The organism is Anaerobiospirillum thomasii (genome assembly GCF_900445255.1).
GTDB classification, from domain to species: Bacteria; Pseudomonadota; Gammaproteobacteria; order Enterobacterales; family Succinivibrionaceae; genus Anaerobiospirillum_A; species Anaerobiospirillum_A thomasii.
In genome coordinates, this window is sequence record NZ_UAPU01000005.1 from 966,464 (window position 1) to 987,363 (window position 20,900).

The following is a 20,900-nucleotide window of genomic DNA, read 5'->3' on the forward strand; positions in this document are numbered from 1 at the left end:
ATCTCCTAATCTTAGAGCTTTAAAAAAGGCTTTTTTTGCTTGACCTTAAGGCTCTTTTTAGTTATCTTTTGCATATCTTTTTTTTGCTCTTTTTTATCATCTCTTTATCGAGGATCACATGTCATCTCAAGCTAATGCCAATCAGGGTTTTCTTGATAAATACTTTGGTTTAAGCACCAAGGGCACCAATATCAAAACTGAGATTATTGCAGGTCTTACCACCTTCGTGGCCATGGCCTACATCATTTTTGTCAACCCGTCTATCCTTAAGGAGGCTGGCATTCCGCATGAGGCGGCAGTTGCAGCCACTATCTGGTCTGCAGGTATCTGTACCCTGGCTATGGGTCTGTTTGCCAATCTGCCTGTAGCTGTTGCTCCTGGCATGGGTCTTAATGCCTTTTTTGCATTCTATGTCTGCGGTACTTTAGGTCTGCCATGGCAGACAGCACTGGGCGCTGTATTTGTCTCAGGCATTATCTTCTTACTTTTAACTATTACCAGGCTGCGTCAGCTTATTATTGACTCAGTGCCAATGTCACTCAAAAGCGCTGTGGTTGTAGGTATTGGTATGTTTATTGCTTTTGTCGGTCTGCAGGGCTCAGGTCTTGTAGTTGACAATCCTGCAACTTTAGTTGCCCTTGGCTCTTTAAAATCACCTAGTGTACTTTTAAGTGCTACAGGTGTGCTAATCATAGGTGTGCTTTTAAGTCTGCATGTCAAAGGCGCCATGCTCATTGGTATTTTAATTATCACCATTGTTGGTATGGCCTTAGGTATCACACCTGCCCCTACCTCTTTATCATCAGTTATAAGCTTTGATCTGCCGGCCTTTAGTGAAACTTTCCTGGCTATGGATATCATGGGTGCCATTTCCTATGGTCTTGTTACTGTAATTTTCACCTTTACTGTAGTAGAGCTCTTTGACAATATCGGTACCTTGATTGGTGTATCCCGTGCTGCCAATTTAATGGATGAAAACGGCAAGATTGAAAATATCGACAGAGCACTGCTGACAGACTCTGTAGGTACCATGTTCTCTGCTGTAATGGGAACCTGTACTGTAACTTCATATGTTGAGTCAACAGCAGGTGCCAATGCCGGCGGCCGTACCGGTCTTACTGCTGTGGTTGTAGGTATCTGCTTTATTTTAGCTATTGTGCTGGCTCCACTTGCAGGTCTTGTTCCTGCTTTTGCCACCGCTCCTGCTCTTATTATTGTAGGTGCCATGATGATGAAGAATGTATCTCATATCAACTTTAATGACTATACAGACTCCATCCCTGCCTTCTTAACCATTATTATGATGCCGCTTAGCTACTCTATTGCCTCAGGCTTTGGTTTTGGCTTTACAAGCTACTGCATCTTAAAGTGCATCTCTGGCAAATATAAAGAAATCACTCCTGTTATGTGGGGTGTAACCATTATCTTTATCATAAGCTTTGCTCTGCACTAATTAAATATAAGGCACGCTCTTTTATCTACACGAGCGTGCCCTACACCCCGCCTTATCTTTTTTCTCATTTTAAAAACCATTGCTTTCACTCTTATCATAACGGTGCTGAGATCTACTGATTTTTTTTAAAGATAGTATGTCATACAGATAGGTACAGACTCTGTTGTATGTTTTTTTTATATCAGATCTTAAATCACCCTATCAGATTTCAAAAAGATCTGTCTTTAATAATAAAAGACAGTCTGACAGATAAAATTTTTAGATGACTTACACTATGCTCTGTGTGGCTGCCCTGGTGTAGCACTCAAAGAGAGCTCATGTTTATTATTGAAAAAATATCCTGGACACTCATGGCTCTATTATTACAGCAGATAGATAAGATTATACATTCAGACACAGCTCTTAGCGTCTTTGATGATCCTCTCCTGGCATTGTGTATAACACTTACTTTATACGCAGGTAATGCTAGATAACAGGAGCAAAAGACATATGGCCTTTAAAGTTAATTTATAGCTAAAAAGCAGGTTATGAGTGCACTTTGTTGCTTAAATATACAATCTATGTCCATAACAGAGCAAATTAATCTGATGCAGTCACAAAGCTTGAGAGCACTGCTTTACAATTTGTCTTTAAAGTATAAAAATAAAGTATAAAAATTAAGAGAAGCTGGAGATGTGGTTTTTTGCTGACTGCAGGAATCGAACCTGCGACCTATTGGTTACGAATCAATTGCTCTACCGACTGAGCTAAGCCAGCGTGCATGTATTGTAACAAATTTTTATATTTTGTCCATTATAGCTAAAGGTTTACCATGATTATAAAAAAAATACTTATTACAGGTCTGCTGTTCTCCCTTTTGCCTGTAGCTATGTCCGAGGAGAGCGTAAGTGTCGAGACGAAAAACAGAATTGATAATGTGCCTTACAATGAGCGCAATGTCAGCTTTACTCAGGCAGGATCCAATGAGTTTGAGCAGATGATTACTGTTTTATCACAAAGCGATCCTGACTATAAACAGGCTTTTTATTTTGCCAATGCCTCTGCTAAATTAAACTTCTGTCAGGCCTATGGCTATCTTGGCACATTCTATATGCATGGTCTTGGAACCAAGGCTGACCATAATGAGGCCTATCACGCCTTTATCAATGGCGTAAAATGCTCTGATATTCAATCTATCTACGGTATGTCAACACTCTATGCCTCAGGCTTTAAAAATCCACAGGGTCGAGGCGGTGAGGAGGCTGTAATTGAGTATCTGCAAAAGGCCTGCGATTTAGAATATGCCCCGGCTCAGTATGATCTTGCCCTGATACTGCTTAAGAAAAATCCAAAGGATAAAAAGGGCCTGGAGCTTTTAAAGCTTGCAGCCAACGATCGCTATGGCCCTGCTCTTGATATGTACTACAAGCAATATGGTGCCGAGTACAAAGAAGACTCAGAATGATGCAAAGTCCCTGACGGCTCTTAAAAACAGCCTCAGGGCACAGATAAAGCTCAGCAGCAGTGCCGTGTATCTGAATATATTATAAATAACATAGGCATGCATAAGATTGCTTTTAAATACCTCCTTATCTATCTCTATAGCATTTAGATGCACATAATACATCTGCAGATAGAATAAAAAAGGCATAAGCGCTGTAATGATAAAAATCAAAGCCATAAAGCGGCGCAGCTTTTTGTGTAACCCTATTGCCACATAGATAAGATAGATGGCGGCAGCTGCCATAACGCACAGATCCAAAAGCGGCGGTAGCGTCGGCGACGAGCCTATAGCCATTATCCATACTGCAACTAGTATGGAGGTTGAATAAAAAATATCCTTATACTGTTCCATATAGAATAAAGGCGCATTAAAGCGCCTTTTTAACAAAAAAATCTACACTAGTCTGCCCTGCCAAGACCCTTGGCAATAAGTGCATCAAGCTTCATGCTCTCAGAGAGCAGCTTGTCAAAAATGAAGTGTATATTTGGCATATAACGCAGCTTCAGCCTTGAGGCAAGAGCACTTCTGACAAAACCCTGGGCACTTTGCAGACCTTCCATGGCACTTTTGATATCATCCTCACTATCAGTTAAAAATGAGATATAGATACGGGCATTGCGCAGATCGGGGCTGACACTGACCTCAGTCACTGTGGCCTTTTTCACACGCGGATCTTTTATCTCATTTAAAATGATATCTGACACCTCACGACGCACTGAGGCTGCCACTCTTTCATTTCTACCAAAACTTTTGGGCATAGCTTCCTTTACAGTGTACGTTTAATCTCAATGTTCTCAAAGACTTCAATCTGATCGCCTACGCGTACATCCTGATAGTTCTTCACACCAACGCCACACTCTGTACCTGATTTAACCTCAGCCACATCGTCCTTGAAGCGACGCAGAGAGTCAAGCTCACCTTCAAAAATAACCACGTTGTCACGCAGCACACGGATAGGGGCTGAACGCTTGATAACACCCTCTGTAACCATACAGCCGGCAATAGAGCCAAACTTTGGATGACGGAAGACATCGCGCACCTCGGCAAGACCAATGATCTCCTGACGCACCTCGGCCTTTAACATACCGCTCATGGCGCTCTTGACATCATCGATAAGATCGTAGATTACGCTGTAGTAGTGCAGATCAACACCCTCAGAGTCAATAACACGACGGGCCGGAGCATCGGCACGCACGTTAAAGCCTACAATAATAGCTGATGAGGCGGCGGCTAAGGTGGCATCAGTCTCGGTAATACCGCCTACACCTGAACCTACAATATGTACCATAACCTCATCGGTTGCAAGCTTGTTTAAAGCATCGGAGATGGCCTCAACTGAGCCTTGTGTATCGGCCTTGAGTACCACATTAAGCTCTGAGGCCTGATTGTCCTTGAACATATTCTCAAGCTTGGCCTTTTGCTGCTTGGCAATCTTAATCTCTCTGAACTTGCCCTGACGGAACAGTGCAACTTCACGGGCCTTGCGCTCATCGCGCACTACAGTAACCTCGTCACCTGCATCTGGCACACCTGACAGACCATAGATCTCAACAGGAATAGATGGACCTGCCTCATCAAGGTTCTGACCCTTTTCATTGCGCAGTGATCTGACACGTCCATACTCAAGTCCGCACAGTACCACATCACCCTTGTGCAGTGTACCTTCCTGTACAAGCACAGAGGCCACAGGACCACGGCCCTTGTCAAGACGTGATTCAATAACCACGCCAGTAGCCATACCGTCAGCTACAGCTGTCAGCTCTAAAACCTCAGCCTGCAGCAGTACAGCTTCAAGCAGATCATCAATACCCTGACCGGTCTTGGCTGATACCTCAACAAACTGTGTCTCACCACCCATGCTCTCAGGAATTACACTGTGCTGAATGAGCTCATTGATAACACGTGATGGCTCGGCTGATGGCTTGTCAATCTTGTTGATAGCCACAATTAAAGGTACCTTGGCTGCCTGGGCATGCTGAATAGCCTCAATAGTCTGCGGCATCACACCATCATCGGCAGCTACAACTAAAATTACAATATCTGTAGCCTGGGCACCACGGGCACGCATGGCAGTAAAGGCGGCGTGACCTGGGGTATCGAGGAAGGTAATACCTGCATTTCTGGTCTCAACATGATAGGCACCGATACGCTGTGTAATACCGCCAGCCTCGCCTGCAGCCACCTTTGATTTGCGGATAAAGTCAAGCAGTGAGGTTTTACCATGATCTACGTGACCCATAATAGTAACAACAGGAGCACGTGAAACCTTCTCAGCCTCACTCTTGCGCTCGGCTAGAATTGACTCTTCAAGCTCATTCTCCTTGCGCAGTATAACCTTGTGGCCCATCTCCTCGGCAACAAGTTGTGCTGTGGCCTGATCAATAACCTGATTGATAGTTACCATTTCGCCCATCTTCATGAGAGTCTTGATAACCTCGGCACCCTTGACGGCCATCTTCTGGGCAAGCTCGGCTACAGTAATGGTCTCGCCAATTACCACATCACGTGATACAGGGGCTGCAGGCTTGTTAAAGCCGTGCTGCTGCTGATTTAATTTGGCAGCACCCTTCTGGGCACGACCCTGACGTTTGACATTGCCGCGTTTGCCACCTGGCAGCATATTTTCATTCTCTTCACGCTTTTTAGAAGAGCCCTGACGTCTTTCCTGTGAGTTGCCACGGTGACGGCCACGGTTTTCAGCCTCGCGCTCCTGACGGGCCTCAGCCTCACGCACATATAAGGAGGTTCCATTGTCGCTGTCACTTTCACTTTCCTTGCGACGCTCTTCCTCCTCCTGCTCCCAGCGTGCTGCATTTTCCTCAGCCAGGCGACGGGCCTCCTCCTGCTGACGGCGGGTCTGCTCTTCAATCTGCAGTGCTCTTTGAGCCTCCTGCTGACGCTTTAACTGCTCCTGAGCCTCTTTGTCAGCGTTGTTTTTCTTAGTATCAGCAGCGCTCTTCTTAGCCTCGGCCTTTGCCTTCTGCTCTGCTGCAAGTTTAGCTTCTTTTTCCTTTTGAGCGGCAGCAAGTCTCTCTTTTTCTTCCTGCTCCTTTAAAGCTCTCTGACGCTCAGCCTCAGCCTTGGCTTTAGCTTCCTCCTGACGGGCGCGCTCTAGTGCCTCCTGCTCTTCTCTCTGGCGTCTTGCAATCTCTTGTGGATCAAAGGTCTTTTTCTTACGCACCTCAACCTGAACCACTTTGGATTTACCGGCATTGCTAGATAAAGTCAGAGTTGAATGAGTTTTCTTGTTCAATGACATGCGCTTTGGGGCGCCGTTCTCTACATTGTTGTTCTGTTCAGTCATATCTGCCCCGCTTATTCCTGTTTAAACCAGCACTCGTTACGTGCAGTCATAATAATCTCACCTGCCTTGTTCTCATCAAGGCCTTCAATGGAGCTTAAATCATCAGTAGCCATTTCTGCCAGCTCTTCGGCATCATGAATACCAGCCTGTACCAGCTTTAGAGCCAGCATGCTGTCAATACCATCAAGCTTTTCAAGCTTGGCGCAGCTTTCCTTGACCTGATCCTCATTGCGCTTTGCAATAGCCTCTTTGGCATTATCCTGCAGAGCATTGGCAATGGACTCATCCATACCGTCAATAGTTAAAAACTCGCTGACAGGTACATAGGCAATTTCCTCAAGTGTGGTAAAGCCGTTGTCACAGAGTACTGAGGCAAAGTCATGATCAATATTGAGTGCGTCCATAAAGACATTGACCACCTTATCCTCTTCATCTTTGAGCTCTTTTTCCATCTGAGATTCGGCTTTGACTTTAAGATCCCACTTTAACAGTGCAGAGGCAAGGCGCACATTCTGACCGTTTCTGCCGATGGCTAAAGCCAGATTCTCATCAGCTACAGCAATATCAATAGTATGAGTATCTTCATTGATAATAATGCGTGATACCTCAGCAGGCTCCATGGCATTAGTTACATACTGAGCGAGGTTCTCATCATAAAGCACCACATCAATCTTTTCGCCAGAGAGCTCATTTGAGACAGCCATAACACGGGCGCCGCGCATACCAATACAGGCACCTCTTGGATCAATGCGCTTGTCCTTGGAGCGCACAGCAATCTTGGCACGTGAACCTGGATCGCGTGATACCCCCATGATCTCAATGATATCCTCACCAATCTCAGGCACTTCAATTCTAAAGAGCTCGGCTAAAAACTCAGGTGAGGTACGTGAACATATAAGCTGCGGACCCTTGCCGTCTGCCTTGATATCAGAGAGCAGAACCTTGACGCGATCACCGCGGCCAAAGGTCTCATGCGGAATGAGCTGCTCACGCTTTAATACTGCCTCGGCATTGTTTCCAAGATCAAGTATCATAAAATCACGGCCCTGTTTTTTAACCACAGCATTGATAACATGGCCAAGGCGCTCTCTATGCTCGGCAATAATCTGCTCGCGCTCTGCGTCCTTCACCTTCTGTGATAAAACCTGCTTGGCAGTCTGAATAGTAATTCTGTCAAATTCAACTGAAGGAATTTCATCTTCAACAAAGTCACCTACCTGCACCTGCGGATAATCTACCTGTGCTGCAGATAAAGTGGTCTGTGTGGCAGGTGAGTGCAGATTGTCATCATCTACAACCTCCCAGCGTCTGAAGGTTCTGTATGAGCCTTCTTTTTTATCAATAGAGACTCTTACTGCAATTTCAACCTGATATTTCTTTTTAGTTGCAGTGGCCAGTGCTATCTCAAGGGCCTCAAAGATTTTGTCTCTAGGAATTGCGCGCTCGTTAGACAGAGCCTCTGCAATGGCAATAATTTCCTTTCCCATTATCAATTAACCTCTTATTTATGCGCCTTGGCAGCTTTTGGCACAGTGTTTGTCTTAAACTTTGGTACAACACGTAATAAAGAGACATTGGCAAAGGCAATTTCCATCTGTCCCTGATCTTTATCATCAATTACAAGTGTACCATCTTCTGATACTGATAATAATAAGCCCTCAAGCTTGCGTCTGCCCATAAAAGGTATACGCAGCTCAGCCCTTACAGTATTGTCTGTATAGTCTCTGACCTGATCTAATGTAAATAAAATTCTGTCAAGACCTGGAGATGAAACCTCAAGAGTGTAGGCAGGTGCAATAATGTCTGCAGCATCTAATGCAGGAGAGAGTACATGGGTAATATCACCGCACAGATCGGCGCTTACACCATCATCATGCTCAATAAAAATCTGCAAAAGAGCGCGTGTATGTGAAGTCTTGTAGCGAACTCCCCACAGTGTAGCGCCCATAGATTCAATCAAAGGACAGACTAGATCATAAATTCTGTCTTCTATGGTTCCTGACATAAAAACCCTCTTCCATAAAAAAAGCCCCTTAACTGGGGCCTCTTCCTAAGTTCCACCTGTATTTGCCTAATAAAGGCGCGAGTGCAGTGCAACCGCAGTGGTATTGACCACCATCACTTTCATTATTAAAAGTAATAAATAAAAGCTCTTATATTCTACTAATTTTGCATAAATAATGCAAGGATGATTAAAGCATTTGCCATGCTTAACGCAAAATACGACCCATCTCATACTACCTTGCCCTTTACTTACAAAACTTAAGGACACCTGCCATCAAAAACGTAAAGGACAATATAATCTTTGCCTCTTTTTTATCTTAAGGGCTTTTGCACGTGGCACCAAAAACCAAGATCTCAAGGCCTTATCTTAACTTTGGTATTTATAGCTGTTACACTGCTTTTGCACACAGCATTTTAAAGTCTGAGCCTAAAAGTGCTTTATCTTTGAAATGACATGACATGCCATGTCAGTCTTAGCCTGTCTGTCATAATTGAGTGCACTGATGCAAGCTGCAAACGCTTTAAGGTATAATCAGTTTTGTGGGGTCTTATTATGCTCAGTGTCAATCTAAATACTTTTATCATTGTTTTTATTGCAGGTGGTCTTGGGGCACTGACGCGATCCTGTATTCTAAATTTTATATCAGGACTGTCAAATACCCTGCCCTATGGCGTGGTGGCTGTAAATGCTCTTGCTACCTTTTTAACCGTCTATTTAGGTCTGTCACTGCCCGTTACCATAGCCTTTGCACTGATCTCAGGTTTTGCTGTGGCCCTTGGTACCTTAAGTGCTCTGTGTGCCGACTGTATTGAAATGATTTTAAAAAGACGCTTTGTGCCCTTAATCATATATCTTCTGTTAAATGCTGTATTTGGACTAATATCAGCCATGCTGGCTATACAGACTTATGCTCTTACAGGAGATATCTATGCGCCATAGACAGTTTAAAACACAGTTCTTTATTTTTTTAGGAGGCGCTCTTGGAGCCTGCCTGCGGCTGTTTTTATCAATGCTAGACTCCCCTCTTTATGACAGACTGCCGCTGACCATAAGCTTTTTACATACTGCAGATATCCTAAGCTGCGCGTTAATTGGCATACTCTACTGTCTTATTGTGCACAGTTTAATACGCGGTCCTTATTTAAGAGCATTTTTACAGACAGGATTTTTAGGCGGCCTCTCTTCCTTTTCCGTATTGGCAGTATTTCTTGCACGAGAGCACAGCTATATTCTCTCCGTACTTATCATAGCCCTCGAGCTTATTTTCTTTGTCATAATCTGCGCCATTTCCTTTGCCATCACTCTGTCAATTTTAAGGCTTATAGCTTATAAAAAAGTAAGAGGCTGATTATATAAAATCAAGATAGACTTTAATTTCTTATGTTTTTTCAAGATATTTTTGGTCCATATAACAAATTTCAGCGATTTTTATACACTTAAAAATTATCTACTGCTATACTCACTACATGAATTATTTTTTCAATTATTACAAAATAGGTAGATATTAAAGCATTTTTTGTCTTTGATATGTCCCTAAACTACTAGGGAAAAATATGATTAAATCATTTTTAAACTTAAAGGTTTCGATAAAGCTTTTTATTGTATTTATTACAATTATCATCATGTCAGCATCTGTAGCAGGCTATGCTACAAAGCAGCTATTAAACTCCATTTCTGTAGCCTCAGATGTGCATGACAATCTGTCATCACGCTATGGCCGTATTTCATCAGCCCGTGATATGCTACATGAGGTACACAATATGATTGAACAGGAAAATCAAAGACAGAAGATTGACCACAATTATATTGTGCAAAGATTAAATGCCCTCAATGACAGAGTGCAGAGATTTGATGAAACTCTCTTTGGTGAAGAAAAAAGAAAGGTTAAACAGAATATTAAAGAGTACACTGAAGTCTATAACTCTATATTTACAAGAGCTCTGCAGTCACAAAATCCAAATCTTGGCAATACTGTGCTGTATATGACCATGACTCCTGTCTATATTGATGCCATTATCAATCTGGATAAAATCATTGGCTATCAGATTGAAAGATCACGAAGCTCAACTGATACCCTCTCAAGCTATGAGCCAATCTACTATGTACTTGGTGTAACCCTGTTCATGACCCTCTTCTCCATGTTCATGGCCCGCTTTATATCACTTAGCGTCACCGAGTCTCTTGATCACACTGTAAAGAATGTAGACACCATAGCCAACTCAGATCTGTCACAGGAGATTAAAGCTCTTAGCAATGACGAGTTTGGCAGAATGACAAGACGTCTTGATGATATGCGTGTGCAGTTATCTGACAAAATTGCCCATATCAAGAATAAGATAAACGATCTTTCAGATATTACAGGCGGTATTCAAAAAGCCTCTGACAATATGATTCAAAAGGCACAGGAAGGTGAAAGTCTGACCATCACAGTAGCTGCCGCCACCGATGAGATGGCCTCAACTACAGCTGATATTGCCAAAAACTGTCAGAGTGCCACCGAAGCTGCCAACCATGCCCGCAATATTACCGAGCAGGGTATGCATACTCTGCAGGAGACCATCAGCAATATCTATGCTCAGGTTGAGCAGACCAAGATAGATGCCAAGCACATTGATGAGCTTGTAGCACAGACTCAGAATATTACCACCATTGTTGAGACCATTTATGGTATTTCACAGCAGACCAATCTTCTGGCCCTCAATGCCGCCATTGAGGCAGCCCGTGCCGGTGAGGCAGGTCGCGGCTTTGCTGTGGTGGCCGATGAGGTACGTGCTTTAGCTCAGAGAACCTCAAATTCTACACAGGAGATCTCAAACATGGTCTCACGTGTGCAGAATGATGCCAAGACTGCCTCTGACTCTATGAATCAGTCTGTACATAATATGGACAATGTGGCACAGATTGCCAAGACTCTTGAGGAGATATTAGGCAGTATTATCAGCAATGCCGATGATGTAAATATGAAGATCACACAGATTGCCACAGCAGCTGAGCAGCAGAGCTCATCTACAGCTGAAATCTCTGGCAATATGCAACAGGTAACAAGTATTACTCAGGAGGTCTCACAGGCCTCACATAAAAACTCTATTGCTGTTAATGATGCAAGCGAGGCTCTGCAGCAGGTTATGGATGATCTTTCACAGTTTAAGGTAAATCCTGGCGAGAGTACTGTATAGAATATGTATCTCAAATAAAAGGCTGCATCTTAGTATGTGGCCTTTTTTATCGGCCCTGCCTTATATTCACTCTATCTGTCTGCACTCTTTTATGTTCTCTTTAGTGCTGTGCTGGCACAAATATCTTAAAGGTCATATTAAGGCCCTTTAATTTATATAACAGAATTTATAAATGTGAACTAAAAAAGTTGCGCACAACAGCGCATATTTTATAAATGAAGATACAAATTATAAATAATGCAGATAAATTTTAAGACTGTTATAGCAAAATTGTTTTTGGGCTCTACTAGATTTTATAAGCACTGTTATACTTAGTATGAAGAATACAATATTTTTACTTTAGTCAATCTCTTTACAACCACATGTGTAACATGAGGTTGAATCGATCAAGATATTTGCATTTCTTCTCATTATTCCTTTGATATATAAGAAGGCTCCTTATGTTAAAATACCTATCAAATCTCAAAGTTGCAAGTAAACTCTACCTTGTTTTTATAACTATTATTGTCTTGTCAACAGCTGTAGCAGGCTTTGCCTCCAAACAGCTTTTAAATTCCATTTCAGTATCTGCTGACGTTCACAGCAATCTTACCAGCCGCTACAGTATTGCAGCTAGTGCACGTGATGCCTTCCATGAGCTGCACAATATGATTGAAAAGGAAAATTTACGTCAGAATATAGAGCATGAGCTCGTGGCAGGTAAATTAAAAGAGCTTGAAAATCTAATCTATAACTTTCCAGAAAAGCAGTATGCCTCAGAGTTAAAACAGATAACTTCCAACTTAAAAGAATACAGCGATGTCTATACCTCAATCTTTACCAGGGCCTTGCAGTCACAAAATCCAAATCTTAGCAACAGCGTCTTTTATGTGACCATGAGTCCTTTGTATATTGATGCCATTGTCAATCTTGATAAGATAATCTCCTATCATGTAGATGCCTCACGCGAGGCTACAGATACACTCTCAAGCTATGAGCCTATTTATTATGTGTTAGGTCTTACCCTGTGCATGATTATCTTCTCAATGGTTATGGCCACCATTATCTCAAAGAGCATTACCACTTCACTGTCCCATGCCATGAGCAATGTTGACACTATAGCCAACTCCGATCTGACACACGATATTGTAGCTGACAGCGCAGATGAGTTTGGCATGGTGACAAGAAGACTTAATGATATGCGTATACAGCTCTCAGAGCGCATACTGCATGTCAAAGATAAGATTTCAGCTCTCTCCAGCGCCTCTGCAGATATTCAAAATACATCAGATATTATGATTCAAAAGGCACAGCAAGGTGAAAGCCTGACTATAACAGTAGCTGCCGCCACCGATGAGATGGCCTCAACTACAGCTGATATTGCCAAAAACTGTCAGAGTGCCACCGAAGCTGCCAACCATGCCCGCAATATTACCGAGCAGGGTATGCATACTCTGCAGGAGACCATCAGCAATATCTATGCTCAGGTTGAGCAGACCAAGGTAGATGCCAAGCACATTGATGAGCTTGTGGCACAGACTCAGAATATTACCACCATTGTTGAGACCATTTATGGTATTTCACAGCAGACCAATCTTCTGGCCCTCAATGCCGCCATTGAGGCAGCCCGTGCCGGCGAGGCAGGTCGTGGCTTTGCTGTGGTGGCCGATGAAGTACGTGCTTTAGCTCAGAGAACCTCAAATTCTACACAGGAGATCTCAAACATGGTCTCACGTGTGCAGAATGATGCCAAGACTGCCTCTGACTCTATGAATCAGTCTGTACATAATATGGACAATGTGGCACAGATTGCCAAGACTCTTGAGGAGATATTAGGCGGTATTATCAACAATGCCGATGATGTAAATATGAAGATCACACAGATTGCCACAGCAGCCGAGCAGCAGAGCTCATCTACAGCTGAAATCTCTGGCAATATGCAGCAGGTGACACAGATTACACAGCAGGTGTACAAAGCCTCGCAGGAAAACTCTGTGGCTGTAAACAATGCAGGCCTTGCACTTAAGGAGGTTTTAGACAAACTTTCCGAGTTTAAGGTCAAAGGTCGATTTTAATTAAAGTCCTTGCAAAAGGCTGCCCTGCTGCAGCCTTTTTTATTGTGCCCTACTCTATCTGCCATAGGCATAAAAAATCCATACCCTGCCTGTCTTTAATAAAAAAGCGCATTGTTTTTTTTACTCAGGTTTTGAGTTTTAAAGATAAGATCTGCACTCTTGATTTGTATTTAATCAAAGAGTGCAGATAAACAATTACTTCTTATTTTCTTTGTTAAGGGCGGTAAGATTGATAAGTTTTACAGATTCAATGGTCATGCCATCAACCTTTAGAATATCAATCTCCCATTTTGGCAGAGCTATTTTCTCACCCTCTACAGGCAGTCTTTGCAGATAGTCAAGAATAAAGCCTGCAATGGTGTGATAAATATCAGACTGCGGCACTATAAAGCCTGTAAGACGGGCTACATCCTTTAAAATGGCATCGCCTTCAATCTTAAAGACAGCAGGAGAGAGTTTGACAAGCTCAGGCACTTCAGCCTGATCCGGCAGTTCTCCTGCCATCTCCTCCATAATGTCATGCAAGGTGGCAATACCCTCAAAGTTGCCAAATTCATCAACAATAAAGGCAAAGGACTTTTTGGATTTTCTAAACTCCTCAAGTGCCTTTAGCACATTAACTGTCTCTGGCAGATACAGAGGCTCTCTAATATAAGAGTCAAGCTCTATACTTCTGTCCTTTAAATCAAGACTTAGAAGATCGGCCTTCTTAATATATCCAATAGGATTCTCCCTCTCGCCGTCTTTATAGGCTACAACACGGGAGAAAGAGCAGTTACCAATATCTGTAAAGAGTCTATCCTTGTCGGTTATATCTACCATGTCTATATCAGTTCTTGCTGTCATCACTGTCTTGACAGGCAGTGAGGATAACTGTAGCACGCGCGAGACCATTTCCTTTTCCTGGAAATTAAAAACCGAGGCATCAGTCTTTGAGACAATGGCCTCTTTAAAGGTCTGCACCTGATTTAAATTGGAGCCTAAAAGACGTAGCACCAGATTGGCGGCCACCTCGCGGTTCTGCATAGATACAGCAGTGCCAGATCCTAACTTCAAAGTATTTTTTCTTGCCACCTGATTGAAAACTTCAATAAGAATGGAAAAGCCAATGGCAGCATATAAATAACCCTTTGGCACATGAAAGTGCAGAGCCTCGACAATAAGACTAAAGCCAATTAGCAACAAAAAGCCCAGGCAGAGAATAACCACTGTAGGATGATGGCTTACAAATTCTGTAATAGCCTTGGAGGCTAAAGTCATCACGCCCATGGCAATTACAACTGCAAACATCATGATAAAGACATGATCAATCATACCTACAGCTGTAATAATGGCATCGAGCGAGAATACGGCATCAAGCACCATAATCTGTATAACTACAAGACCAAAGGCATTACCTGCTGCCTTGGTGGCCGAGAGCTCCTCATCAAAGCCCTCAAGCTTGGCATGCAGCTCATGTGTGGCCTTATAGAGCAGGAAGATACCACCAACAAACATCACCAGATCGCGCCCCGAGACACCAAATTCACTTATATGAAATAAAGGCACCGTCATCGAGACAATATAGGAGATGAAGGTCAAAAGAATAAGTCTTATCACCAGCGCACCGCCAAGACCTATATAACGGGCCTTGTTGCGCTGCGACGGTGGCAGTTTGGCAGAGAGAATAGCAATAAAGACCAGATTGTCTATACCAAGTACAATTTCAATGACTACAAGGGTCAGTAAACCAAGCCATGCAGTCGGATCTGAGATCCAGGCCATGTCAAACATAACCTGATGAGCAACAACGGCACTATCCATGGTAAATCACATCGCTTGTAGAAAGATTAATAAAAAGGGGGGATTTTATAAATAAACCGCACGGGCTATTACTACTGTCTGTTGACACTTTTTTCTATCTTAATATTGCTTATGCCTTATGGCAGTAGTATGAATATACACTAAATTTATGCGTTTTTAAATAGTAAAAAGCGCCACATTTATGTATTTAAATCGCAAATTAACCATTCTATTATCCAAAAATATGATGAAAGTTTTATGTTATCTGAAAAAAGACAGATGCTTTAAAAGTAGATACTTTATACGGGATAATATTTAAAAAGCTGCCATGAACAGCAGCTTTTTACTATTTATAAGATTTAAAGGCAGATTAAAATCTGTCTTTGTATTTTCTATGACCAGTCGCGGCCGCGCCTTGCAATTATTTTTTTGCCGCCATGGCTGCTGTCCCTGCGCATAGTACGTGACTCATTTTTTTCTGAATAATGACGGCTTTGAGAGTCTTTGTGCTTATAGGAGCTGCTATCAGATCTTTGCGATCTTACAACTTTAAAATTAAGGCCCCCATCTTTGCTGCCATATGAGCCAGAACGTCTCTCATCGTGACGGGATGAGCCCCTATCCATTCTATAGCCGTCTTGTTTGCCTTTGCCTGCTGATGAGCGTCTTAGACTAAAGGAGCTTTCATAAGAGTCTGCATCTTTGGCAAAACGTACAGAGCGTCTGTCATCCGATCTGCCATAGGTTCTCTTTTTATCATCACGTCCTCTTGAGCGCAGTGCATCTTTGGCATCAGAGCGTCTGAGTGCTCTATCATCTGATCTTAAATCTCTTGCAGCTCTGCCTTTAGGTCGGGCAGCGGCCGATCCCATCTTAGGACCTTTTTTGTGCTGAGATTTTAAAGCAAGAGGAGTTCTTGCAATCTGAGAGTCAGATAGTGACTTAAGCCCTGAGAGGGCTCGTATATTATTAATCTCAGAGAGGGTAAGCTCACGGTACTGACCTGTCTTTAAAGTCTCATCAAGCGCAAGTCCTGCATATTTGATACGAATCAGACGGCTAACCTTAAGACCCACGCCTTCCCACAGACGTCTTACCTCACGGTTTCTGCCCTCTTTGAGGCTGACATGATACCAGGCATTGCGGCCATCACCGCCCTGAAAGGACACTTTATCAAACTTGGCCATGCCATCTTTTAATTTTACGCCAGTTAGCAAAGCTGAAATCTGCTCATCACTTACATCACCATAGATACGGGCCGCATACACACGCTCAATGGCATTTTTAGGATGCATAAGCGCATTGGCAAGCTCACCGTCTGTGGTAAAGAGCAGAAGACCTGAGGTATTTAAATCAAGACGACCCACATAGATCCAGCGTCCTGTATCTGGCTTTGGAATATGATCAAACACTGTAGGACGGCCTTCAGGATCGCTTATAGTGGTAAGCTCGCCCTCTGGCTTGTAATACATCAGAACTCTGCACTTTGGATTTGAAGATAAAGGTGTAGCAACAACTCTTCCATCTATTTTTACAGTAATGTCATCTTCAACTCTTTCGCCTACTGTAGCAACTTTACCGTTTACTTCAACTCTGCCCTGGGCAATTAATGCGTCTAATTCTCGACGTGATCCTACTCCCAGCCTAGCCAGGACCTTCTGCAGTTTTTCGGTCACTTTTCACCTTTATTTTAAAAATTCCTATATAGACCCTAAATACTAAGAGCATATATACAATTATGACAAATTTGCTATATTATACCTTTAAAATCACTGTTTAGATAAATAAAAAGTCTTAAGTGTTAAGGAGAATTTCATGTCAGAGGCAGGTCCATCACAATCTGATATAAACATTTCTTTTACCATTTTAGGTGAGAATTTTTCCGTACGCTGTCGTAAAGATCAAGAAGAGGCACTTGAAAGTGCCATTCAGAAAGTTCAGGATCTGTGTGCAAAAATACTAAGAGACAATCCCAATCTGACCCCGCAGCAGGGTGCCATACTCTGTGCCCTTGAGGCTCAGTCAAAACTTATGGCCATAGCACAGGGCCACACTCCCTTTGCCATGCAGGCTCAATCTACACTAAATCGTGTCTATGGCAATTTAAATGAAATAAGCCGCTGTATTGAAAAAATACATAACAGATAATTTTACATATAAGTTTTATTAAGATTAGTAACTATCAATGTCAGATTTTATCAAAGACCAAAGAGCACAGCTGCGCTCTTTAATGAAACAAAAGCGTCACGAGCTTGATACATACAGTCTTTACTCAAGCTCATCTGTAATATTCAACACCATAGCCTCCCACCCTTTTTTATCACAAAAAAGGATTATAGGCTCCTATAGCTCCTTTAAAAATGAAATTGATATGCAAAATATCAATGCCCATCTAAAGGCTTTAGGGCATGAAGTCTATCTGCCTGTAATTAACAGCAAGATTAAAGGTCATATGGATTTTTACAGCTATGATGAGCATAACCTTGTTGTAAACAGCTTTGGTATAAAAGAGCCTGCTGCGCTTACACAGAATAAGGCAGATACAGCAAAACTTGAGATTTTGCTTGTACCTATGCTGGCCTTTGATTTAAAGGGCAACCGTCTTGGTATGGGCGGCGGCTATTATGACAGAATGTTAAAGCGTGTCTCATCTGACTGTCTTGTCATAGGTATTGCCCATGAATTTCAAAAGCTTCAGTATATTCCGGTGCAAAGCTGGGATATGCCACTTGATGAGGCTATAACAGAAAAAGAGCATTATATTTTTATAAAAAAATACTGATGCCTGATATATATCAGATGTAAAAAGACCTGCTATAAGCAGGCCATTTTGTGTAAGCTCTTTAGTCAAAAGAAAAACCCTGACCTTTAAAATACTCAATAATTGGATTTAGTGAAGGCTTTGCTGCTGTATTGCCAAGCATTGCAGAGCAGGCACTGCTCCAGTCAATTGAGCGTCTATTGTACTTTCTGTTTTCATAATATTCTCTTAAAGTGGCATTATACTCATCAATACCCTCTTTGGTGACTACATCTTTATAGGTGTTCTCAAAGATAAGATAGTCAAGAGGTAGACGAGGTTTCTGCTGCTCAAGATAATTGACATCTGGCACACCAAGGATAAGACCTAAACATGGGGCCACACCAAAAGGCAGATTTAGCATCTTTGAGATCTCAACAATACCTGGCTTGAAGCCGCCTATAATGGTACCGCCAAGACCCATGCTCTCAGCTGCTGTCAGTACATTCTGACAGGTAAGTGAGGTATCATTCATGCCTGAGTAGAAAAATCTGAATGGAAAAGGAGCTTTAAGCTCATTTTGCTGCATAAGCAGTGTCAGATCGATACAGAACATCCAGAACTCGGCGCATCTGGCAATATGCTCCTGATCGCCAGAGAGCTCAGCTATGCGCTCAAGTTTTTCCCTATCAGTAATTCTTATAACTCTTACAGTCTGGAAAAAGCAGGAGCTTGAAGTTCTTGCCACAACCTCTGAAAGAGTTTTAACCTGCTCATCTGTAAGGCTCTGACCTGTAAAGTTGCGTACTGACTGATGATTTAAAATAGTTTCAACAGCATTCATATTAAATCCCTATGGCAGCCTGTAGCTGCTGTTTACAACATTAAAACACTGACCTTTAAAGGACAAGAGCGCATCTAAAAGACAGATAGCAAGCATGGCCTCGGCAATTGGCACAGCTCTTATACCAACACATGGATCATGACGTCCTTTAGTTACAATGGATATGGCTCTGCCTTCCTTGTCAATGGAGCGTCCTGGCACTAATATGCTTGATGTTGGCTTTAAAGCCATGCGCACACAAATATCCTGCCCTGTACTGATACCGCCTAAAATGCCACCCTGATGATTGGAGATAAAGCCCTCTGGGGTTATCTCATCACGCGCCAGGCTGCCCTCCATGGAGGCTAGAGCAAAGCCATCGCCTATCTCCACGCCCTTTACAGCATTGATACTCATCATGGCATGAGCAATGGTGGCATCAAGACGATCAAATACAGGCTCACCAAGGCCCTGCGGCACATTTCTGGCCACAAGCTCAACTACGGCTCCGCATGAGTCATGACGTGCCATTAAATCATCAAAATAAGTCTCAAGCTGCCCTATACACTGCGCATCTGCAAAGTTAAAGGCATTTTGTGCAGCATAGTTAAAATCAATGCTTTGAGCCTTTACTGGACCTATGGCTGTCACAGCACCCTGTATAGTTACATCAAAAAGATCGGAGAGTACCTTTTTGGCAATGGCGCCTGCTGCCACACGCATAGCAGTTTCACGGGCCGAGGCTCTGCCGCCGCCTCTGTAGTCGCGTATGCCGTATTTGGTCTCATAGGTATAATCAGCATGCCCTGGGCGAAATGAATTTTTAATCTCGCCATAATCCTGACTGCGCTGTGAGGTATTTTCAATAATAAGACCTATAGGCGTACCTGTGGTTCTGCCCTCAAACACACCAGAGACAATGCGAACCTGATCTGGCTCATTGCGTGGCGTGCCATATTGAGTAGAGCCTGGACGACGTCTGTTGAGATCCTTTTGTATAAGATCCTCACTAATCTCAATTAAAGGCGGTGTACCGTCAACTATGGCCATTAAAGCCTTACCATGACTCTCACCGCAGGTTGTAACCTTAAAATTGGTACCAAATGTATTTCCTGCCACTTTTATACCCCTGCCTTAAAGACATCGGCATAGGCCTTTAGCTGATCACAGGTTAGAACAAAGACTCCGCAGCCTCCCTTTTTAAGATCGATAAAGTGGAATGGCACCTGAGGGAAGGCTTTGATTAAATGCACCTCGGAATTACCAACCTCCATAACTAAAATACCATCGTCTGTAAGATAGTCAGCTGCCCTTGCAAGAATGATTCTGGCACAGTCAAGACCGTCATCACCAGAGCCTAAGGCAAGAGACGGCTCCTGATGATACTCAGGTGGCATAGACTCAAGATCCTCAAGATCAACATAAGGAGGATTGGCCACAATAAGATCGTACTTATCGCCTTCTGGCAGATTTTCAAACAGATCGCTCTGAATAGGAGTTACTACGCTCTCAAGCTCATAGCCTTCAATATTAAGGCGGCAGACATCAAGTGCCTCCTCGCTCAAATCCACAGCATCAACCTCACACTCGCCGTTAAAGTGCAGAGCAATGGCAATAGCTATACAGCCAGAGCCTGTGCACATATCTAAAACTCGCTCAGGAATTCTGTCAACATATGGATCAAAGCCGCTTTCTATGAGCTCGGCAATTGGCGATCTTGGCACAATAACGCGTCTGTCGACATAAAATTCATGATTACAGAAAAAGGCGCGGTGAGTCAGATATGGAGTTGGCACGCGTGAGAAAATACGGCACTGTACAATCTTGGCAATAAGTTCACGCTCCTTTAGCGTTAAAGCTGAGCTTAAAGTGCTCTCATCACATGGCGGCTGCAGATGCATCACAGCCTGCACAATCTCTAAAGCCTCATCCCAGTAGCTCTCGGTACCATGGCCTACATAAATCTGATGGGATGAAAAGCACGATACTATATAACGTACAGCATCCTGTACTGTCATCAGTTCTTCACACAAAGCCTTGTAAATCTCATCACCTGCAGGTGGGGTATCAAGACTTTCAT

19 protein-coding genes and 1 tRNA gene are annotated in these 20,900 nt (G+C 42.9%); 9 read left to right on the forward strand and 11 right to left on the reverse strand.

Features of this window, described 5'->3' with window-relative positions; genetic code table 11:
- Positions 1-118: 118 nt before the first annotated feature.
- Positions 119-1,453 (forward strand): NCS2 family permease, encoded by a 1,335-nt coding sequence (locus DRZ93_RS04315; RefSeq protein WP_113745944.1) that lies wholly within the window; start codon positions 119-121, stop codon positions 1,451-1,453.
- Positions 1,454-1,770: 317 nt separating this feature from the next.
- A complete protein-coding gene (locus tag DRZ93_RS13515; protein ID WP_172458038.1) occupies positions 1,771-1,926 on the forward strand; it encodes a hypothetical protein in 156 nt (51 codons plus the stop codon).
- 210 nt (positions 1,927-2,136) lie between these two features.
- Here the strand turns inward: DRZ93_RS13515 and DRZ93_RS04320 are convergent.
- A tRNA-Thr gene (locus DRZ93_RS04320) sits at positions 2,137-2,209 on the reverse strand.
- Positions 2,210-2,264: 55 nt separating this feature from the next.
- Between DRZ93_RS04320 and DRZ93_RS04325 the strand changes: the two genes are divergently transcribed.
- Positions 2,265-2,897 (forward strand): tetratricopeptide repeat protein, encoded by a 633-nt coding sequence (locus tag DRZ93_RS04325; protein WP_113744913.1) that lies wholly within the window; start codon positions 2,265-2,267, stop codon positions 2,895-2,897.
- On the opposite strand, the gene DRZ93_RS04330 is transcribed toward DRZ93_RS04325, so the two are convergent.
- From DRZ93_RS04330 to rimP, 5 genes are read right to left on the reverse strand one after another with little or no spacing between them, the layout of a single operon-like run.
- Entirely contained in the window at positions 2,889-3,287 is a 399-nt protein-coding gene (locus tag DRZ93_RS04330; protein ID WP_113744914.1) for a hypothetical protein, read from the reverse strand. The two genes, DRZ93_RS04325 and DRZ93_RS04330, sit on opposite strands and share 9 nt — an antisense overlap.
- A gap of 47 nt (positions 3,288-3,334) precedes the next feature.
- On the reverse strand, positions 3,335-3,694 hold the full coding sequence (rbfA, locus tag DRZ93_RS04335; protein WP_113744915.1) for a 30S ribosome-binding factor RbfA: 360 nt from the start codon (positions 3,692-3,694) through the stop codon (positions 3,335-3,337).
- A gap of 8 nt (positions 3,695-3,702) precedes the next feature.
- Positions 3,703-6,240: a translation initiation factor IF-2 gene (gene infB / locus DRZ93_RS04340; protein WP_113744916.1), complete on the reverse strand. Its 2,538-nt coding sequence runs from the start codon at positions 6,238-6,240 to the stop codon at positions 3,703-3,705.
- A gap of 11 nt (positions 6,241-6,251) precedes the next feature.
- On the reverse strand, positions 6,252-7,727 hold the full coding sequence (gene nusA / locus DRZ93_RS04345) for a transcription termination factor NusA (RefSeq protein ID WP_113745946.1): 1,476 nt from the start codon (positions 7,725-7,727) through the stop codon (positions 6,252-6,254).
- Positions 7,728-7,741: 14 nt separating this feature from the next.
- Positions 7,742-8,245 carry a ribosome maturation factor RimP gene (gene rimP, locus DRZ93_RS04350; protein ID WP_113744918.1) on the reverse strand — a complete coding sequence of 168 codons (504 nt, stop codon included), beginning with the start codon at positions 8,243-8,245 and terminating at the stop codon, positions 7,742-7,744.
- Between the two features lie 552 nt (positions 8,246-8,797).
- On the opposite strand from rimP, the gene DRZ93_RS04355 reads away from it, so the two are divergent.
- The 4 genes from DRZ93_RS04355 (at position 8,798) to DRZ93_RS04370 (ending at position 13,475) form a co-directional block, all read left to right on the forward strand.
- Positions 8,798-9,184, forward strand: a complete 387-nt coding sequence (locus tag DRZ93_RS04355; protein WP_113745947.1) for a FluC/FEX family fluoride channel — start codon at positions 8,798-8,800, stop codon at positions 9,182-9,184.
- Complete coding sequence (locus tag DRZ93_RS04360; protein ID WP_172458040.1) at positions 9,174-9,593, forward strand: fluoride efflux transporter FluC; 420 nt, start codon at positions 9,174-9,176, stop codon at positions 9,591-9,593. Before DRZ93_RS04355 ends, DRZ93_RS04360 begins: the two co-directional genes overlap by 11 nt.
- Before the next feature lie 205 nt (positions 9,594-9,798).
- A complete protein-coding gene (locus DRZ93_RS04365) occupies positions 9,799-11,421 on the forward strand; it encodes a methyl-accepting chemotaxis protein (RefSeq protein ID WP_113745949.1) in 1,623 nt (540 codons plus the stop codon).
- Between the two features lie 440 nt (positions 11,422-11,861).
- Complete coding sequence (locus DRZ93_RS04370) at positions 11,862-13,475, forward strand: methyl-accepting chemotaxis protein (RefSeq protein ID WP_113745950.1); 1,614 nt, start codon at positions 11,862-11,864, stop codon at positions 13,473-13,475.
- Between the two features lie 195 nt (positions 13,476-13,670).
- On the opposite strand, the gene DRZ93_RS04375 is transcribed toward DRZ93_RS04370, so the two are convergent.
- Entirely contained in the window at positions 13,671-15,278 is a 1,608-nt protein-coding gene (locus tag DRZ93_RS04375) for a TerC family protein (RefSeq protein WP_113745951.1), read from the reverse strand.
- Positions 15,279-15,649: 371 nt separating this feature from the next.
- Positions 15,650-16,933, reverse strand: coding sequence for a 23S rRNA pseudouridine(2605) synthase RluB (gene rluB, locus DRZ93_RS04380; protein WP_113745952.1), 1,284 nt, complete (start codon positions 16,931-16,933; stop codon positions 15,650-15,652).
- A gap of 139 nt (positions 16,934-17,072) precedes the next feature.
- Between rluB and DRZ93_RS04385 the strand changes: the two genes are divergently transcribed.
- Entirely contained in the window at positions 17,073-17,405 is a 333-nt protein-coding gene (locus DRZ93_RS04385) for a cell division protein ZapA (protein WP_113744925.1), read from the forward strand.
- Between the two features lie 37 nt (positions 17,406-17,442).
- A complete protein-coding gene (locus tag DRZ93_RS04390) occupies positions 17,443-18,039 on the forward strand; it encodes a 5-formyltetrahydrofolate cyclo-ligase (RefSeq protein ID WP_113744926.1) in 597 nt (198 codons plus the stop codon).
- Positions 18,040-18,100: 61 nt separating this feature from the next.
- Here the strand turns inward: DRZ93_RS04390 and DRZ93_RS04395 are convergent, their stop codons facing one another.
- From DRZ93_RS04395 to prmB, 3 genes are read right to left on the reverse strand one after another with little or no spacing between them, the layout of a single operon-like run.
- Positions 18,101-18,841, reverse strand: coding sequence for a nitroreductase family protein (locus DRZ93_RS04395; protein ID WP_113745953.1), 741 nt, complete (start codon positions 18,839-18,841; stop codon positions 18,101-18,103).
- A gap of 9 nt (positions 18,842-18,850) precedes the next feature.
- Complete coding sequence (gene aroC, locus DRZ93_RS04400; RefSeq protein ID WP_113745954.1) at positions 18,851-19,939, reverse strand: chorismate synthase; 1,089 nt, start codon at positions 19,937-19,939, stop codon at positions 18,851-18,853.
- 2 nt (positions 19,940-19,941) lie between these two features.
- A complete protein-coding gene (gene prmB / locus DRZ93_RS04405) occupies positions 19,942-20,838 on the reverse strand; it encodes a 50S ribosomal protein L3 N(5)-glutamine methyltransferase (protein WP_425450893.1) in 897 nt (298 codons plus the stop codon).
- Positions 20,839-20,900: the final 62 nt, after the last annotated feature.

Coding starts and splice junctions, on each gene's coding strand:
- DRZ93_RS04315 (WP_113745944.1), top strand. CDS start 119: ATGTCATCTCAAGCTAATGCCAATCAGGGTTTTCTTGATAAATACTTT.
- DRZ93_RS13515 (WP_172458038.1), top strand. CDS start 1,771: ATGTTTATTATTGAAAAAATATCCTGGACACTCATGGCTCTATTATTA.
- DRZ93_RS04325 (WP_113744913.1), top strand. CDS start 2,265: ATGATTATAAAAAAAATACTTATTACAGGTCTGCTGTTCTCCCTTTTG.
- DRZ93_RS04330 (WP_113744914.1), bottom strand. CDS start 3,287: ATGGAACAGTATAAGGATATTTTTTATTCAACCTCCATACTAGTTGCA.
- rbfA (WP_113744915.1), bottom strand. CDS start 3,694: ATGCCCAAAAGTTTTGGTAGAAATGAAAGAGTGGCAGCCTCAGTGCGT.
- infB (WP_113744916.1), bottom strand. CDS start 6,240: ATGACTGAACAGAACAACAATGTAGAGAACGGCGCCCCAAAGCGCATG.
- nusA (WP_113745946.1), bottom strand. CDS start 7,727: ATGGGAAAGGAAATTATTGCCATTGCAGAGGCTCTGTCTAACGAGCGC.
- rimP (WP_113744918.1), bottom strand. CDS start 8,245: ATGTCAGGAACCATAGAAGACAGAATTTATGATCTAGTCTGTCCTTTG.
- DRZ93_RS04355 (WP_113745947.1), top strand. CDS start 8,798: ATGCTCAGTGTCAATCTAAATACTTTTATCATTGTTTTTATTGCAGGT.
- DRZ93_RS04360 (WP_172458040.1), top strand. CDS start 9,174: ATGCGCCATAGACAGTTTAAAACACAGTTCTTTATTTTTTTAGGAGGC.
- DRZ93_RS04365 (WP_113745949.1), top strand. CDS start 9,799: ATGATTAAATCATTTTTAAACTTAAAGGTTTCGATAAAGCTTTTTATT.
- DRZ93_RS04370 (WP_113745950.1), top strand. CDS start 11,862: ATGTTAAAATACCTATCAAATCTCAAAGTTGCAAGTAAACTCTACCTT.
- DRZ93_RS04375 (WP_113745951.1), bottom strand. CDS start 15,278: ATGGATAGTGCCGTTGTTGCTCATCAGGTTATGTTTGACATGGCCTGG.
- DRZ93_RS04385 (WP_113744925.1), top strand. CDS start 17,073: ATGTCAGAGGCAGGTCCATCACAATCTGATATAAACATTTCTTTTACC.
- DRZ93_RS04390 (WP_113744926.1), top strand. CDS start 17,443: ATGTCAGATTTTATCAAAGACCAAAGAGCACAGCTGCGCTCTTTAATG.
- DRZ93_RS04395 (WP_113745953.1), bottom strand. CDS start 18,841: ATGAATGCTGTTGAAACTATTTTAAATCATCAGTCAGTACGCAACTTT.
- prmB (WP_425450893.1), bottom strand. CDS start 20,838: ATGACAGTACAGGATGCTGTACGTTATATAGTATCGTGCTTTTCATCC.